Genomic DNA, 16,843 nt, shown 5'->3' with positions numbered 1-16,843 from the left:
CATTCGGGTCGCATAAAAACGAGTATTTGATTAGCTTTACTGATTGAATGGAACGGATGAAACCTCACTCATTCCCGATTTCATCCAGCCTGAAGCGATTGCCGCATGACCCGAATGCAGTCGGGCAATCTCACCGCCCGAATCAAGCGCCTCGACAAATCACCCACGCCGCCGAATCCACCTCGACAGTCACGGCTTCCAGCCCGGCACCCGAACACGGTCCGTCGATACACACGCCATCGTCGAACCGGAACAGCGCGCTGTGATGCGCGCACATCAGCACCTGGGACCGATAACAGGAAACGTTGCCCGGCACGAAATCGAGCGGCACCGAGAAATGCGGGCAACGATTCACATACGCCCACACCTGCTCCCCGCGCCGCACGACGATGACGGGACGCCCGATGCGCGCTTCATCGACGACCCGTGCCCCACCATCCGGCACATCGGAGAAGCGACAGAGTTGCGTGGCGCCCATGACTCACACTCTCCGCTCGGGATTGCCGAGGCTCCAGTCCCACGGACGCACCTCCACCCGCGAGAACAGCCCTTCCTTCACGTACGGATCGTTGCCGACGAACTGCATCACCGCATCGATGTCGTCCGCCTCGATGACGAGCAGCGTGCCGTTCATCGCATCGCCCTGGGGATCGAGCGTCGGCCCGCCGAGCCGCACATACACGCCGTGCTGCGCGGCGGAACGCAGATAGCTCCGATGCGTGGACCGTACGCGGTCGCGCACGTCGCGCATCCCGGGCTGGTCCGTCGCAAACACCGCAAAGAATCGCGCCATATCGGTCAGCTCCGGTCGAGCACGAAGTCGTACGTCGCTTCGCGGTACGCGCCGTTCAACCCGAACCGTCGCGCAAGTTCATCGTCCGCCGCGCGCGGGCGATACGCGACCATCAACGACGGCTTCACGCCGAAGACCGCATCCGACTTCAGGTACGGGTCCTCCTCGTCGAACAGATGCGTGACGAGCTTGCGGTAGCCCGGTGCGTCGATCATGAAGTGCAGGTGCGCGGGGCGCCATGGATGGCGTCCGGTGGCATCGAGCATCTTGCCGACCGGGCCGTCGGTCGGAATCGGATAGCTGACCGGCAGAATCGTCGTGATCGCATAACGGCCTTCCGCATCGGTCCGGTAGCGGCCGCGCAGATTGCCGTGCGGCTGGTCCTTGTCCTGTCCGGAATACATGCCGTTGTCCGCGGTCTGCCACACGTCGAGCACGGCGTCCTGCACCGGCGCACCGTCGGTGGTGAGCACGCGACCATGCACGACAACCGGCGTGCCGGGCGTGAACGCCATGTTCTCGCCATACGCGCGCTCGGGCATGCCCTCGATGTAGAACGGCCCGAACACCGTCGTTTCCGTCGCGCCCGTGGCGAAGCGATGGTTGATCGCATCGACCAGCATCGACACGCCCAGCGTGTCCGACAACAGGATGAATTCCTGGCGCACGACGTCGTCGCACATCTGCCCGGTTTCGGTCAGGAAGCGAATCGCGGCCATCCACTCGGCCTCGGTCAGCTCCGTTTCGCGGACGAACGCATGCAGATGCCGCACGAGGCTCTGCATCAGCACGCGCAAGCGCGGGTTCGGCGTACCGTCGAAACTGGCGACGACCTGCTCGGTCAGCCGCGTGTCGCCGTCATCATGATGCTCATTCGTCACGTTCGTCTCCTTGGATGCAGCCGGCCGCTCACTGCGGCTCGCGCCCGTCCCACGCATGCTGAAGCAAATCGCGAATCGGCGCACGCTCGATCGGCCGCGGATTCGCATAAGGGTTCCGGCAGGCGAGATCGGCGGCTTCGTCGAGGCCCGCTTCCGGCATCCCGAGGTCGGCAAGCGCCGCCGACAAGCCCAACTGCCGATTCAACCGGAACAACAGCGGGCCGGCGTCGGCCGCGTCGGTGCCGCCGAGCGCCCGCGCGACACGGCGCAGCGCGTCGGGTGCCGCGGCATGGTTGTAGTGCGCGGTATGCGGCAACATCGCGGCGTGCGTCTGCGCGTGCGGCAGGTTGAAGGTGCCGCCGAGCGTATGACAGAGCTTGTGGTGCAACGCCATGCCGACGGCGCCCAGGCACGTGCCGGCGAGCCACGCGCCATATAACGCGCGGCTGCGCATCTCGCGGTCGTCGGGCGCGCGAACGATCACGGGCAGCGCCTCGCCGAGTGCACGAATCGACTCCTCGGCCATCAGGCTGATCACCGGGTTCGCATCTTCCGCATAGAGCGCTTCGACCGCATGCGCCATCGCATTGACGCCCGAAGCCGCCGAAATCCCCGGCGGCAGCGACAACGTCAGGGACGGGTCGTAGAGCACCGTGCGCGGCAGCACGCGCGCATCGCGCCCGGTGCGCTTCAGGCGGCCTTCCGTGAGCCCGAAGATCGGCGTCATTTCCGAGCCGGCGTAAGTCGTCGGCACGGCGAGGATCGGCAGCGACGACTCGAGCGCGATCGCCTTGCCGAGCCCGATCGTCGAGCCACCGCCGATCGCGATGCAGCAGTCCGCGCCCAATTCGGCCGCCATCTCGCGCGCGGCACGCGCCACCTCGACCGGCACGTGCATCACGGCCTGCGCGCATACGCCGGCCGCACGCTCGCCGAGCACGTCCCTGACCCGTTCGGCGAGCGGCCGCTGCTCGGGCGTCGACAGAATCAGCGCCCGCTTCGCGCCGAGCGCGGACAGCTCGTCCGGCAGCCGTTCGAGTGCACCCCATTCGAACACGACGCGGGACGGCGTTCCCTGATAGACGAAACGTTCCATCGCAACCTCAGCGCTTGAAGTGCGGCGGCACCTTGCCGTCGACGTTGACCCACACCGAGCGCGCTTCCGTGTAGTCGTGCATCGCCTCGAAACCCATCTCGCGGCCGTAGCCCGACTTCCCGATGCCGCCGAACGGGCTGCCCGGGTTGACGCGCTTGTAGCAGTTGATCCAGCACATGCCCGCGTCGATCCGCGACGCCATCTTGTGTGCGCGGGACAGATCGTTGGTCCACAGGCCGCTGCCGAGCCCGTATTCGGTCGCGTTGGCGATCGACAGCGCTTCCTCGTCGCTGCCGAAGCGCAGCACGGTGACGAACGGGCCGAACACTTCCTCCTGCGCGACGCGATCGGCGGCGCTCTTCGCTTCGATGACCGTCGGGCGCACGTAGTAGCCGCCGGCGAGTGCCGCGTCCTGCGGCGCACTGCCGCCCGCCAGCACGCGGCCGCCCTGCTCGCGCGCGACGTCGACGAACGACAGCACGCGGTCGAGGTGCTGCTTCGACGTCAGCGGGCCCATCTCGGTGTCCGGGTCCAGCGGGTTGCCGACGCGGATCGACGAAGCCAGCGACACGAAGCGCTCGAGGAATGCGTCGGCGATGCGTTCATGCAGCACGAGACGCGAACCCGCGATGCACGCCTGCCCCTGGTTGTGGAAGATCGCCCACGCGGCGCCGTTGATGGCCGCGTCGAGGTTCGCGTCGTCGAACACGATGTTGGCGCCCTTGCCGCCGAGTTCCAGCTGCACGCGCTTCAGGTTGCCTTGCGAGGCCTCGACGATCCGGCGGCCCGTCGCCGTCGACCCCGTGAATGCGATCTTCCCGACGCCGGGGTGTTCGGCGAGCCGCTGGCCGGCCGTATGCCCGTAACCGGGGACGATATTGACGACACCTGCGGGGAACCCGACCTCGGCCATCAGCTCGACGATGCGCAACGTCGACAGCGGCGTGATCTCCGACGGCTTGAGCACGACCGTGTTGCCTGCCGCCAGCGCCGGACCCATCTTCCAGCTCGTGAACATCAGCGGGAAATTCCACGGCACGATCTGGCCGACGACGCCGATCGGCGCGCGCTGCACGTAATTCAGGAAGCCGGTTTCGACGGGGATCACCGAGCCCTGCAGCTTGTCGGCCATCCCGCCGAAGTAGCGGAAGCAGCCGGCCGTGCGCGGCACGTCGAGTGCGCGCGAATCGCGGATCGGGTGGCCCGTGTCCAGCGATTCGAGCTGCGCGAGTTCCTCCGCGTTGGCTTCGATCGCGTCGGCGAGGCGCAGCAGCAGCCGGCCGCGCTCGGAGGCCGGCATCGCCGACCACTTGGGGAACGCGCGGGCCGCGGCTTCGACGGCCAGGTCCACGTCCGCCGCGGTGGCGGCGGCGATCTTCGTGATCAGCGAGCCGTCGTGCGGATTGAGCACGTCGATCGTGCCGCGGTCGACGGCGTCAACGAAGCGGCCGTCGATGAAGAGTTGGGTTTGCATGAATCGTCCTCGATGATGTGCTTGCGTGCGCCGGCGCCGCTCAGAACGCGATCGGATACGGCGCGAGTTCGCCGCTCTCGTATCGCTGCGGAAGGTCCGGCGTCGCGTTTTCCCAGACCAGCAGCATCGAGCGCTTCGTCGAATAGCCCTGGTGCCGGATGTCGGCGGGCATCGCGCAAATGTCGCCGGCCCGCATCGTGATGCGCGCGCGCGGCGCACCGGTGTTCTTGTCGCCGATGTCCCACACGATTTCGTCGGACAGTTGCAGGAACCATTCGACGCGGTCGTTGCCGTGGAACACCGGCAGGATGAATTCCTCCGTGGTCGGGCAGAACAGGCTGCGCCCGCATACGGAGGTAACCGACGGATTCCACGTCACGTCCGAGCGCGACAGATACTTGAACAGGTTGAACGCATGCAGTTCGCCTTCGAAGCCCGGCTTCACATGCACTTCCGGTTCGTCCTGGGCGACGTCGAGGAACGCGCGGTTGACGGGCAGCTCGTCGCGCAGCGGCGAGTCGCCCTCGAGGCCCGGCATGCGGCGCGTCGCGATGCGCGTGCGCTCGATCGCCGCGTCGTTCTCGCCGTGCTTGCGGCCGAATGCCGTGCCGGTTTCCTCGGGCGCCGCGAACGGATCGAAGCCTTCGTTGGTCCAGTCGTGCAGCATCGCCTTGAAGGTCGCCATGATCGTGGGTGTTTCGAACGTCTCGGTGTAGTCGACGCCGGCGTCCTTCAGGATTCCGTTGAACGTGCCGGCATACACGTCGACCTTGCCGTAGTGATTGCGCGTGCCGAACACGTGATCGAAATTCACCCAGCCGTAGAAGAAGCCCCACGCCACGTCGCGCATCATCGCGCGCAGGAATGCGTCCGCGGGCATCGCATGCGTGCGGGTCTGGCCTTTTGCCGGCCAGCTGATTTTCACGAAGTACTCGTCGCGCTGGAACGCGAACGCGCCGAGCTGGAAGCGGCGGTAACCGGTGATGGCATCGGCTTCCGTGGCCTGCACCAGATCGGCGGCAAAGCCTGCGGAAAGATCGAGGGTCTCGAGGGTGGCCATAACGTGTCTCCAGGAATATTTGAATGGTGGCAGTCGGATGGATCAGTGCAGGCAGATGTCGGCCCACTTCTCGACGGACAGCTCGCCGAGCACGGTCTGCACGAGCGCGACGCCCGGCTTGCCGGCGGCGAAGCGATACGCGCAGCCGGCCGGCAGCAGTGCCTGGTGCCCCTTGCGGAGGACGACGTAGCCCATCTCGCGGCCCACCGGCTGCGTGCCGGCGCTCACGGTGCCGCGGCTGGTGGTCGGCGGATTGTCGAGCTTGATGAATTCGATGCGGACTTCACCATCCATCTGGATCGCGAACTCGTCGTGCGCGCACGCGAACCACGGCGACTCGCCGTCGGTCCGCAGCACTTCGATCACGTATTCGAGGTTCTTGCCGGCGACGACCTTTTCGTAGGGGGCCGACTTCGATGCCACCTCGAACACGTTCGAGAAGGCGTAGTGCCGTGCGCTGCCGCTGGTGATTTCGATCTCGCCCTTGGTGTAGCCGTCGAGCGAGCCAAAGACGGTGTGGAATGCCGTGTCGGTCATTGCTGTCTCCTGAGTTGAACCGCTTGTTGGATTCAACTCTAGGGGCAAGGGGGCCCCTCAACAAGGCAACGGACCGCGACTACGGCATTTGCGTTTCGCGAATAATCGACCGGCTCAGCGGACCCAGCCGCGCTCCAGCAGCGGACGGTCCCATGGCGACTCGTCGCCGATGTATTCGGCGAGGAATTCGACCAGCGCCTTCACCTTCAGCGCCTGTCGCTGCGTTGCGGGATAAACGGCGGCGAAGCTCAACGGCGCGATCTGGAAGTCGGTGAGGATCGGCACCAGCCGGCCCGCGACGAGCGCGTCGCTCGCGACCAGCGTGGGCAGGCACACGACGCCGCCGCCCGTCAGCGCGTACTCGCGCAGCAGATGCACGGAGTTCGAGCGGATCATGCCCGGCAATTCCATTTCGACGACCTCGTCGCCGCGCGTCAGGGTCCAGCGGTTACGCGACGGATAGCCCGAATACAGCGCCGTGGTGTGCTGCAGCAATTCGCGTGGATGTTGTGGCGCACCATGCGCGTCGAGATACGCAGGCGACGCGCAGAACAGGCGTCGCACCACGAACAGGCGCCGCTCGATCAGCGACTCGGATATGGGAGGGAAGATCTGGAACGCGATGTCGAACCCTTCTTCGACAGGGTCCACGACACGGTCATTGACGATGATGTCGAGCTGGATGCCCGGGTAGCGCCGATTGAATTCGGCGAGCGGCACGCCGAAGTGATCGAGCGCGAAACCGGGCAGCATCTGGATGCGCAGCCGCCCGGTCGGTGTCGCGCGCAGTTCGCGCATCTGGTCGGTCAGCTCGTTGACGCGCCCGACCACCTCGGCGCATTCGCGATAGAAGGTCTCGCCCACTTCGGACAGCCGAACGTGGCGCGTGCTGCGATGGAACAGCGGCGCGTTGACGAACTTCTCCAACTGCTGGATGCGGTTCGTCACGACCGAACTGGTGACCCCAAGCTGTCGCGCGGCTTCCGCAAAACTGCTCGCCTCCGCGACCCTGACGAATGCCTCGATGCTCAGAAACCGGTCCATACCGCGCCTTTCCCGAAAGCGAAACTGCCAGTCTAACCGCGCCTGCCGGCCGGTTGGGTCATGTGTAAAGCGTCACACTGTCACCCGGCAGGTGTCAATCTCACGGGCCGACGGGCGCGGGCACGTCCGGGCGGCACGTTAGGGCTGCTTGCCCGCCGTCAGTTCCGGCTGCACGCCTACGCGGCGCTGCAGCACGGCCGGCGCGGTTTCCCGCAGCAGCATGCTGACCACGATGCCCAGCAGCACCGCACACATCGGCAGCCACAGAATATTCTGGATCCCGAAGTGCGCGGCGACGTAGCCGCCCATCGCCGGCGCGATGCCGCCGCCGAAGATCTCGCCGCAACCGACCACCACGCCGATCGACGTCGACACGAGGCCGACGGGCGCGGCTTCGGTCGCCACCGGGCCCGACAGCAGCGACACCAGCCCGAGCGTGAAGAACGACGCGACGAACAGGACGACGAACAGCACCACCGGCTGCGGGCCGAGGCCGCGGAAAATGTAGAGCATCACCGCCGTGCCGGCGAAGCCCACGATGCTCGCGAGCCGGCGGCCCACCAGGTCGGACAGGCCCGGCAGCCCGAACTGCCCGAGAAAACCGCCGAAGCCGATCGCCGACACGACGAGCCCCATCTTCTGCGTGTCGAGCGACAGGTAGTCCGTCAGGTACAGCGGCAGCAGCGCGCCGAGCACGAACACGCCGGTCATCGCGCAACAGAGTGCAGCCATCGCGACGAGGATGTTGCGGCTCTTGAGCACATGGCCGAGCGACGCCGGCGCGTGTTCCGACACGACCTCCTTCGCGCGCTTCGGTTCGCGGATCACGAAGAACATGATCGCGCCGAGAATCAGACCGGGAATGGCCACGAGCGCGAACACCCAGCGCCACGATACGACGTTGAGCAGTTGGGTCGCGATGATCGGCGACAGCGCCAGCCCGAACAGCGCGAAGCCGCTTTGCTGCAGCCCGAGGTTCAGGCCGCGCCGCCGCGGATGCGACGCATCGGCGGTCGCCGCGAAGCTGGTCGGGCAGAACGAGCCCTCCGCGACGCCCATCAGCCCGCGGATCGCGATCAGGCCGAGCAGCCCGCCCGCGAGCCCCGAGAAACCGGACAGCAGCGAGAACGCGATGATCGCGGGGATCAGGACCTTGCGGCGGCCGATCTTGTCGGAGATGCCGCCCATCAGCGCCGCGAAGATGCCCCACGACAGGCCGAGCACGCCGATGCAGTTGCCGACGTCCTGCGCGGTCAGGTGCAGGTCCTTCATGATCGAAGGGAACAGCGGCGCGATGAGCCAGCGGTCGAGGCCGACCAGCCCGAAGCCGAGCGCCAGCAGCGTCACCGCCTTCCACTCATAGGAGGTATCCCACTCGTTTGCTTTCATGTCTGTCTCCGTGGATTGGTCCGCCTGCACGCGCCGGAGCGGCCGTGCATGAAGCCAGATCCGTTGTCTTGGTATGCAATGCGACGTGCGTCGCGAGGAAGTGGCGGCCGCCTTTCCGGTTGCGGGCGTCGAATTCAATCAGCCGACGCCCCGAACGATAGGTGTGCGGATGCAGATCGGGTATGGAACAACTGGCGAACGCGCCATTCGCGAAACGCAAATAATCCGGAGCGGCAGGCGGGAAGTGTCGGTGGAGAAGCGCCGCGCGGATGGGCGCGGCGTTGAAATGGCGCTCATCCGCGTGTTACGGGGGAATCCCTCATAGACATCATGGGCTCCGGCGCAGGGCATGTTCGATCCGGATACAGGGCGCGGGGCATCCTGCCGTGCGAGCAGGTCCCGCCCCTCCCGATAGACAAAATCCGGGACATACCAAAGTGCTCGGAGCGGGCACGCACGCGATTCCACTCCGCTCTTTCCCGACGCCGCAATACCCAGTCGCCCGATTCGATACGGGACAAATCAAGTTTTTAAATATTCCCGCACGACTCAATTGGACGGAAAACCGCCGCTCCAGCTCAAAGGGCAGCCAATAATCGTCAAGACATCATTCACCGCACATCGGCATAAGATTATTCAAAACACGAACAGATCACCTCAAACGCAAAATACTGTTTCTTAACGACAAATCCATCAATCTCAAAATAAAAATCCATTTATCCGCGCAGATAAATTTGCTACGCTTCGCCGCTCCATTTCGCGCACTCCCGCCCTCAACCAAATCGATATTTCATTTCAAACGAGTCAGAATTCAAAACAAAAAAATGAGATCAAGGCGATGTCGATAGCAAAAACATTCCGGGATTTTGCGTCCGGTCTGATGGGCGGGAACGCGCGGCCAGTCGATCTCCATTTCGGACAGGCGCAACGCGCGGTCGGCCATCTGCTGGCGCTCCATCACGCCGATATCCGCGAAGGACTGATGTCGGGCATCGAAGGACAGCTGACCTGCGTATCCACCTACGATCATCTGTCGCCCGCACTGTTTCTCGGCTTGCCCGTGTCGGTCCGGCTCACGACCGATCGGGGCAGCATACGTACGATCAATGCGATCGTGCGCGAAGTGCGGACCGGTCAATCGGACGGCGAACTGACCGTCTATCAATTGCACGTGTGCGACGCACTGTCGTTGATGGACCGCCGCACGAACGCCCGCTTGTTCCGATCGCGCAGCGTCACGGAAATTCTCGCGACGCTGATGAACGAGTGGAAGCAGCGCAGCTCCGCACTCGCACGCGCATTCGATTTCGATCTGTCGGGATTGCAGGCCGAACGCTACCCGGTGCGCGAACTCACACGACAGGTCAACGAGTCCGACGCGCGCTTCATCCGGCGCCTGCTGCGCCGGGAAGGCATCACGGTCTTCGCGAAGGCCGCGCCGGCCGGCGCAGCTCGCGGCATGCTCGACGAGCCGCCGATTCACACAGTCATCTTTTGCGACGATCCGCATCGTCTGGCGGAAGCACCGGCCGGTACCCTGCGTCTTCACCCGCGCGACGCCGGGGCCGCGCAGCGCGACACGGTGACGCTCTTCGCGCACTGCCAGGGCCTGTCGTCCGGCAAGGTTCGGCGGCCGTCGTGGGATTACAAGACGGCCCGCATGGACGATTCCACGGCCGTCACCGGTATCGATCAGGGCCGATCGGGAAACGATCTTGCACGCCTGCTGACCGACGTCGCGATCGACATCCCGCACGTCGGCGATTCCTGGAAGGATCACGACCGCATCACGCGCGACCGGATTCTGGCTCACCAGTTCGAAGCCGAACGTTACGACGGCATCAGCAGCGTGCGCGATTTGCCGGTCGGTCACGGGTTCACGCTGACGGGCGACCCCGAGCTGGATATGAAACCGGTCGATCATCGCCGGTTCGTCGTCACGTCGGTTCGACACGATATCTGGAACAACCTGCCGAAGCACCTCGCGGGCCGCGCGAACGGGCTGTTTGCCGCGAGCCGGAACCTGGCGCACATCGTTCCGCCGACGCCTGCCGATGTGTCGGAACAAACGGACACGCGCTATGAGAACCGATTCACGTGCGTACGACGCGGCGTCCCGCTCAAGCCCGCCTACGATCCGAACATCGATGTGCCGCCGGTTCACCTGCTGACCGGCACGATCGTCGGCACACAGGGCGAGGAAGTGTTTTGCGACGCGGCCGGCCGCGTGCGCGTGCGAATCCACGGCCTCGATCCGGCGGACCATGCGCACGCGCAAGGCGCCGGAACGAACGGAAGCGCCGGTGACAGCGCACCGGTTCGCGTCGGGGCTAATCTCGCGGGCGGCAACTTCGGCACGCTTTTCCTGCCCCGCGTCGGCATGGAAGTGCTGTTGGGGTGTCTGTCAGGCGACCCCGACCGGTTGGTCATCATCGGCGTGTTGAGCAATGGCGCGAACCCGCCCGCGACCTTCAGCCATACCGGCGCGCTTCCCGGCAACCGGTTCCTCTCCGGCATCAAGACCAAGGAAATCAACGGCAGGCGTTATAACCAGCTTCGTCTGGACGATACGCCGTCGCAAATCTCGGCGCAGTTGACGAGCGAACATGCGCACACCGAATTGAATCTCGGGTATCTGACTCAGCCGCGGGAAAACGGACATGGTGATGATCGCGGCGAAGGCGCGGAGCTGCGCACCGATGCCGCCGCGGCGTTGCGCGCCGCCCGCGGCATCCTGTTGTCGACCTATGCGCGCACACGCGCCACCGGCGGTCAGCTCGATCGCGATGAACTGATTCGCCTGCTCGATCAATGCACCGAACTCTTCAAATCGCTTGGCGACTATGCAGGCCAGCATGGCGGGCAGTCCGCCGACACCGTCGGCCAGGACAACGTCGCCCGTGCATTCCGTCACTGGACGCCCGGCGGTGCGCAAGGCGGCGCGGCCGACGATGCGTCCGCGTTGATGGCGTTCGGCGCGCAGTCCGGGTCGCTCAACGTCACGCCCAGGACGCACGTCATGTATGCGGGCGAGAACATCGATCAGGTCGCGCAGCAACACGTGCAGGTCAGCAGCGGCGAGCGCATCAATCTGCATGCCGGCCGCGGCGTCGCGATGTTCGCGCACGGTGACGGCGTGTCGGCGATCGCGAACCAGGGGAAGGTCACGATTCAATCGCAGAACGACGATACGCAGGTCGATTCGGCGAAGAACATTCAATTGACTGCGGCGGGCGGCAAGCTCGTCGGCACGGCGAGTGATGACGTCGTGCTCGTGACGTCCGGCGGTGCGTATCTCAAGCTGCACGGCGGTGATATCGAGCTGGGATGCCCGGGGACGTTCACGGTGAAGTCGGGGGGTCATGCTTGGGATGGGCCCGCGAGCATGAGTGTGGACATGCCGGCGTTTGGTCAGGACTCGCTTGATCTCGTGCCTAAGCTGGTTCGCGCTTCGGACGGCAACGCAGCGCCAGGATTCGAGGGGCAGATTCAAAAGACTTCCGGTGCGCAGTCGGACTTGACGACCGACGCGGCGGGCGAACTACCGGCCGTCGATACCGACCAGTTCGAGCGGCTGGCGGTGCAGTTCATCAAGAAGAATGTTTAAGGCACGTGCAGGAGTCTGGATGACCGATTCGATTCTCGATCCGCGACCGACAGCGGACTCGCCCACCGGCGAACCCGCTGCGAAAGCCGATACACCCGGCGTGGTTGCACCGCGCCCTGAGCCGCCGCCGATCGTCGTCGGCCGGGGCGAAGGCGTGACGAGGTTCACGAAAGGCATACGGCTGATCTGCGTCAAGCAGATGCCCTTGCCCGGTATCGTGATCTTCGTGCATGGGGTGAACTCCGAAGGTGAATGGTTCGAGGCCTCGGAGGAAGGGTTGTGCAAAGGGCTTAATCGCCGGCTCGGGCGACTGGACGATCAGATGATGTATCACGGCGTCGATGCCGGACAGTTGACGCCCGCGAAGTACACGGAAAGCGTGACGCCGGATGGGTTTCTAAATCCGAAGCTGCTTGCGAACAACTACGTCAAGCCTGACCCATCCTTCTCACCCGTCATTCATTTCCGATGGGGCTATCGTGCGACCGCAGCAGAACTGAAGGAATACGGCGACAAGATCTTTCTGAATGAAAAGGACTATTGGGGCGGCGGTCCGTTTACGAACGGCTGTTCGAGCCTGCCCGATCTTTGGCACGGCGGTCTGGACGATCGAACAATGGGATGGATGACCGTGCAAGGCATCAATCCAACCAATCGGCCGCTGTACCGCGCGCCGCCCCGCGCGTATGGCGTGCTCGCGGCGTTGCGACTGGCCAAGCTGATCGAGTCGATCCGCCGCATGCAGGCCGATGTCCCGATTACCGTCGTGTGCCATAGCCAGGGCAATATCGTGGGCCTCACGGCGGCGTTCTTCGGCGACGCATTCCCCGATGTTGAAGATCCGTGGGGACGCCAAGGCCATTGCGTGGCAGATGCCTACGTGCTGGCGAACGCGCCATATAGCCTTGCGAATGCCGACGGCCCGTACAAATCCGACACGTTCATGGATGCGTGGTCGCAACGCGCGACGAAAGACGCCAGCGGTCAACGCGGACGGCAGACGTACGCGGCACGCACGAAGACGTTCGGCAAATTCCTGTCGATCATCGGCGCTCGCAAAACATACGAACCGCCCGCCGACAAGATCGATGAAGACATGGCGAACGAACAGGTTTCGCCGACGAGCAACCGATCTTATGCGGCGCGAGAGGACCGCGATCGACACGGCCTGAACCAATCGACGTATGGCCGCGTCACGGCGTATTGCTGTCCACACGATCAGGTGATTTCAGCGGTGACGGTTCAAGGTATCGGCTGGCGTGGCATCGGCAAACACGAACTCGATGATATTGGTGTGTCCGGCATCTTGACACAGCGGGTGTTCGCATCCGGCTTCCCGGTCGGTGTGCAGAAGCCGTACCGATATTGGGAAGACGACTGGCGGCACGGCAAGCAAGGAACGAAGCCGGGGTTCTGGTATCCGCCATCGCCTCCCGCCAGATTCAATCTGATCGGCGCGATCAAGGGTAACGAGTCGGTTTTGGGTGTGGCCGCTACGCTCGTGACAGCGCCCCTCATGTTCGTCGTGACTGGCATTAGCTCGGCGCTGAACATGCTCCGCGTGAACGCCGATCCACCGAAGGGTTGGACGGTGGTGGGCGATGCTCCAGCACTCGATGACCCATTCGCGCCCAAGGCATTGCGATTCGGCAAGCCGGTCGAAACGCAAGACGGTGACGCGGTCAGCGACTTCAACGAAGGCAACGATCCGCCGGCCGCATGGCGTGATGCGGACAAAGCCGATGCGGACAAACGGGTCGATGATCCCTACGACCAGTACAAGGCAAAGAACGAGGATAGCGTTGCGCAGGGTACGGCGGAAACCGAGGCTGGGCAGCGCTACGAGGATCGCGCGTTGATGCGGATGGAGGCACGTCGGACGCTGAACACCGAATGGGTCGACCGCGATGACCATGTGATTGGCGAGGACGGCAAAAGCGCGATGCCGGACGGCTACAAGGAATGGCGCGACAAGCAGATTGTCGACTGGCTCGATCGCGGTGCGACCAACAGCCCAACCAACCACTCTACGACGATGACCAATCCGGAGCATGCCGAGAAGGCACTTGCTTATGACGTTGCCGTGGGACTGTGCTACCTGACGGAGAAGCAACTCAAATCGTTGCGCATTGAGGCAGATTGGCGGATGGGGCAAGGCATCCCTGATGACAGTCCCAACAAAAAGTACTTCGATTATTTCTCGCGTGGCGTTCTTGGCGATCTACCAACGCAGGAGTGGATACATGTGGAGAAAGGAGAAGGAAATATACCCGACGCGATTGTGGATGAACGTGACGGTGAATTCTATCTAAAGGTCGGGGGTGTGATTTGAAGACGCTAATCGCGACATGGCCGCGACGCGCTGCCGTCGCCGTTTCGACATGGCTGATCACCGCCGTGCTCATGGCCACACTGATGGCACACGTAGAACAACCCGATCCGGCGCATTTGGAAATAGGAGATTGGATGAAACGATTTGTTGTCGTACCCGGTCTGGCTGCGCTTACGGTGCTTCTGTTCACCACGACCATGATGCGTCCGGCACAAGCTGTGCCGGTCCGGGAGCCTGCAGAGAATGCAGCGCTGGCAGCCAAGGAGTCGACAAAGCCATTCGTTGCGCAGGTTGTCGGCATGGTTTGGCTGAATCCGTTGCAGCGTATGGACTATCCGACCGAATGGCAATTGCTGTGGACGCAAGGGCTTGCCGCGCCAAACAAAGACGATGACATGGTGCGCACTGATCCGGAGTCGTTTGCGACTCTTCAGTCGATTGGAGCATTGGTTTACGGGAACGAGGGCGAGGAAACGTTCAAAGGCTTCTACCACAAGTACATGTATGAGTTTCCATTGTTGCTTAGCTCACGCTATGCATCCAATCCAAAATACTTCTACACGGTCGCGCCCAACCATAAGAAGGACTGGCGCGAACTGGCAGGCATTCATGTCGAGCTTGCCATTCCGAACCGGCTCGAAGTTGACGACTCGCAAAGCTACTTGCGCGATTCGATTCGACAGACATTCTTCATCGGCAACCCGTATTTCCAGGAAATGTGGAGCCGCAGCACGCTCCCCGATGTGCAAATCACGCAAGGCGGCGCGAATGCTGGCTTCACGTCGCTCAACAACGCGCTGGACTACTTGCAGCAGAACCCCGACAAGACCGTGTGGGCGATGAACTGGGACGCTCCCAGCTTCCCGCCCACGGATGCGCAGATCAACGAGAACCTCGTCGTGCTGTTCCTCGCCGGTCCGAACTTCAACACCGAGCGCGAACCGCTCGCGTGGATCGGCAAGGCCGCAACCGGCGACACGAAGGCGTTTTCACCGAAGGTCGGCACGACGCGTGCCGTGCAGGCGTGGAAGGCAACGATCGACCAAGCGGCAAGCAACGCCGGCGTCGCGGTCACGGACCTCAACTACATCGTCCACGACGCGGGTAAAGGCAGCGATGCAGCGTCATCACGCCTTGTATCACTCGCACGGACCCTGACTGAAACCCTCCCGGAATACGACCACCCGAAGCAGACATTCAACACGGCCGCGCTGCTCGGCGACATGGGAACCGGCAGCGCATTGACCGACGTCGCGCTCGCGATCGGCCGAATCAACCACTTCGGCGGCAACGCACTCGTTGCGGGCACGACCGACCCCGAACACCCTGTCGCGGTCGTCGTCATGCCGCCATCGAAGCTCACGCCGATCGATCCGACCAAGGACTGGTTCCGCGCACGCGGCGGAAACAACGCCTACCTGCCATGGTGGGGACGCCGACACGACACCGATTACGGCATGCAGGGCTATTCATGGTGATGCAAGCCGGCGCGGTGGCACGTCGCACGTGATCGTGACCGCCGCACGGCTCATGCAAAGCCAAGGCTATATCAAGGTCGGTGGCGTGAATTGAAGACACTGATCGCTATGGCCGCGACGTGCCGCCATCTGCATTTCGACATGGCTGATCGCCACCGCACTCATGGCCACGCTTATGGCGCACGTAGAACAGCCCGACCCGGCACATTTGGAAATAGGAGACTGGATGAAACGATTCATTGTCGTACCCGGCCTGGCCGCTCTCATGGTTTTTCTGTTCACCACCGCCATCATGCGTCCGGCACATGCCGCGCCTACTAATGAGCGTGCAGAGAATGTAACGCCAGAAATTGAAGAGCCGGCGAAGCCGTTCGTCGCGCAGGTCATCGGCCTGATGTGGCTGAATCCATTGCAACGCATGGACTACCCGACAGAATGGCAATTGTTGTGGACGCAAGGGCTTGCAGCGCCAAACAAGAATGACGATATGGTTCGCACCGATCCGAAGTCCTTTACTACGCTGCAATCGGTAGCGGGAATCGCATACGGCAGCGAAGGAGAGGAAACGTTCAAGGGGTTCTACGCCAAGTACATCGATAAATTCATCCTCCTCCTGCGGGCCCGCTACTTTAGCAACGCGAGGTACTTTTACACAGTAAAGCCCGGAAACCAAAGTGATTGGCGCGAACTCGCCGGAATACGGGTCGAAGCCACCGTTCCGGCACGTCTTGATCCGGCCTTTGCCAAGTCGCGCATGGTAGATCGGATGATGAATTTCTTCGAGATCGGCCCGCCGTCACCCAAGACGCTTTGGAGCCGCGACACGCCCCCTGATGTTCAGATCACGCAAGGCGGCGCGAACGCTGGCTTCACGTCACTCAACAACGCGCTGGACTACTTGCAGCAGAACCCCGACAAGACCGTGTGGGCGATCAACTGGGACGCACCCAACTTCCCGCCCACCGACGCGCAGATCAACGAAAACCTTGTCGTGCTGTTCCTCGCTGGTCCGAACTTCAACACCGAGCGCGAACCGCTCGCCTGGATCGGCAAGGCCGCAACCGGCGACACGAAGGCGTTTTCACCGAAGGTCGGCACGACGCGTGCCGTGCAGGCGTGGAAGGCAACGATCGACCAAGCGGCAAGCAACGC

General features: G+C 63.5%; 13 protein-coding genes. 4 read left to right on the top strand and 9 right to left on the bottom strand.

The genetic code is table 11. The annotated features are described in order from the left end of the window. Positions 1–142: 142 nt before the first annotated feature. From DIE23_RS35770 to DIE23_RS35730, 9 genes are all read right to left on the bottom strand, one after another. Entirely contained in the window at positions 143–478 is a 336-nt protein-coding gene (locus tag DIE23_RS35770) for a Rieske 2Fe-2S domain-containing protein (protein ID WP_124617182.1), read from the bottom strand. Positions 479–481: 3 nt separating this feature from the next. Next, positions 482–793 carry a YciI family protein gene (locus tag DIE23_RS35765; protein ID WP_124617180.1) on the bottom strand — a complete coding sequence of 104 codons (312 nt, stop codon included), beginning with the start codon at positions 791–793 and terminating at the stop codon, positions 482–484. 5 nt (positions 794–798) lie between these two features. Next, positions 799–1,674 carry an intradiol ring-cleavage dioxygenase gene (locus tag DIE23_RS35760; protein ID WP_124617178.1) on the bottom strand — a complete coding sequence of 292 codons (876 nt, stop codon included), beginning with the start codon at positions 1,672–1,674 and terminating at the stop codon, positions 799–801. 28 nt (positions 1,675–1,702) lie between these two features. Further along, positions 1,703–2,770 carry a maleylacetate reductase gene (locus DIE23_RS35755; RefSeq protein ID WP_124617176.1) on the bottom strand — a complete coding sequence of 356 codons (1,068 nt, stop codon included), beginning with the start codon at positions 2,768–2,770 and terminating at the stop codon, positions 1,703–1,705. Between the two features lie 7 nt (positions 2,771–2,777). Next, positions 2,778–4,244 (bottom strand): aldehyde dehydrogenase family protein, encoded by a 1,467-nt coding sequence (locus DIE23_RS35750; protein WP_124617174.1) that lies wholly within the window; start codon positions 4,242–4,244, stop codon positions 2,778–2,780. A 40-nt stretch (positions 4,245–4,284) separates the two neighbouring features. Next, complete coding sequence (locus DIE23_RS35745) at positions 4,285–5,304, bottom strand: hydroxyquinol 1,2-dioxygenase (RefSeq protein WP_124617172.1); 1,020 nt, start codon at positions 5,302–5,304, stop codon at positions 4,285–4,287. A 42-nt stretch (positions 5,305–5,346) separates the two neighbouring features. Further along, positions 5,347–5,841, bottom strand: coding sequence for a hydroxyquinol 1,2-dioxygenase (locus tag DIE23_RS35740; RefSeq protein ID WP_124617170.1), 495 nt, complete (start codon positions 5,839–5,841; stop codon positions 5,347–5,349). Positions 5,842–5,955: 114 nt separating this feature from the next. Continuing rightward, positions 5,956–6,885, bottom strand: a complete 930-nt coding sequence (locus DIE23_RS35735) for a LysR family transcriptional regulator (RefSeq protein ID WP_063551064.1) — start codon at positions 6,883–6,885, stop codon at positions 5,956–5,958. A 138-nt stretch (positions 6,886–7,023) separates the two neighbouring features. Next, positions 7,024–8,274: an MFS transporter gene (locus DIE23_RS35730; RefSeq protein WP_124617168.1), complete on the bottom strand. Its 1,251-nt coding sequence runs from the start codon at positions 8,272–8,274 to the stop codon at positions 7,024–7,026. An 838-nt stretch (positions 8,275–9,112) separates the two neighbouring features. Between DIE23_RS35730 and DIE23_RS35720 the strand changes: the two genes are divergently transcribed. The 4 genes from DIE23_RS35720 to DIE23_RS35705 form a co-directional block, all read left to right on the top strand. Continuing rightward, positions 9,113–11,881 carry a type VI secretion system Vgr family protein gene (locus tag DIE23_RS35720; protein ID WP_124617164.1) on the top strand — a complete coding sequence of 923 codons (2,769 nt, stop codon included), beginning with the start codon at positions 9,113–9,115 and terminating at the stop codon, positions 11,879–11,881. A gap of 19 nt (positions 11,882–11,900) precedes the next feature. Next, complete coding sequence (locus tag DIE23_RS35715; RefSeq protein WP_124617162.1) at positions 11,901–14,213, top strand: hypothetical protein; 2,313 nt, start codon at positions 11,901–11,903, stop codon at positions 14,211–14,213. A 134-nt stretch (positions 14,214–14,347) separates the two neighbouring features. Then, on the top strand, positions 14,348–15,691 hold the full coding sequence (locus tag DIE23_RS35710; protein WP_124617160.1) for a virulence factor: 1,344 nt from the start codon (positions 14,348–14,350) through the stop codon (positions 15,689–15,691). A 226-nt stretch (positions 15,692–15,917) separates the two neighbouring features. Further along, the coding region (locus DIE23_RS35705) for a virulence factor (protein WP_124617158.1) at positions 15,918–16,843 on the top strand (926 nt) is incomplete at its 3' end.

Source organism: Burkholderia sp. Bp9143 (assembly GCF_003853645.1).
Classification (GTDB): Bacteria; Pseudomonadota; Gammaproteobacteria; order Burkholderiales; family Burkholderiaceae; genus Burkholderia.
Note: the sequence above shows the minus strand (reverse complement) of the source record. Positions and strands in the feature narration are given on the sequence as shown.

Bases quoted from the DNA above. Each gene is read 5' to 3' on its own strand.
- DIE23_RS35765 (WP_124617180.1), bottom strand. From the start codon at position 793: ATGGCGCGATTCTTTGCGGTGTTTGCGACGGACCAGCCCGGGATGCGC.
- DIE23_RS35715 (WP_124617162.1), top strand. From the start codon at position 11,901: ATGACCGATTCGATTCTCGATCCGCGACCGACAGCGGACTCGCCCACC.
- DIE23_RS35720 (WP_124617164.1), top strand. From the start codon at position 9,113: ATGTCGATAGCAAAAACATTCCGGGATTTTGCGTCCGGTCTGATGGGC.
- DIE23_RS35770 (WP_124617182.1), bottom strand. From the start codon at position 478: ATGGGCGCCACGCAACTCTGTCGCTTCTCCGATGTGCCGGATGGTGGG.
- DIE23_RS35750 (WP_124617174.1), bottom strand. From the start codon at position 4,244: ATGCAAACCCAACTCTTCATCGACGGCCGCTTCGTTGACGCCGTCGAC.
- DIE23_RS35755 (WP_124617176.1), bottom strand. From the start codon at position 2,770: ATGGAACGTTTCGTCTATCAGGGAACGCCGTCCCGCGTCGTGTTCGAA.
- DIE23_RS35740 (WP_124617170.1), bottom strand. From the start codon at position 5,841: ATGACCGACACGGCATTCCACACCGTCTTTGGCTCGCTCGACGGCTAC.
- DIE23_RS35735 (WP_063551064.1), bottom strand. From the start codon at position 6,885: ATGGACCGGTTTCTGAGCATCGAGGCATTCGTCAGGGTCGCGGAGGCG.
- DIE23_RS35745 (WP_124617172.1), bottom strand. From the start codon at position 5,304: ATGGCCACCCTCGAGACCCTCGATCTTTCCGCAGGCTTTGCCGCCGAT.
- DIE23_RS35730 (WP_124617168.1), bottom strand. From the start codon at position 8,274: ATGAAAGCAAACGAGTGGGATACCTCCTATGAGTGGAAGGCGGTGACG.
- DIE23_RS35710 (WP_124617160.1), top strand. From the start codon at position 14,348: ATGAAACGATTTGTTGTCGTACCCGGTCTGGCTGCGCTTACGGTGCTT.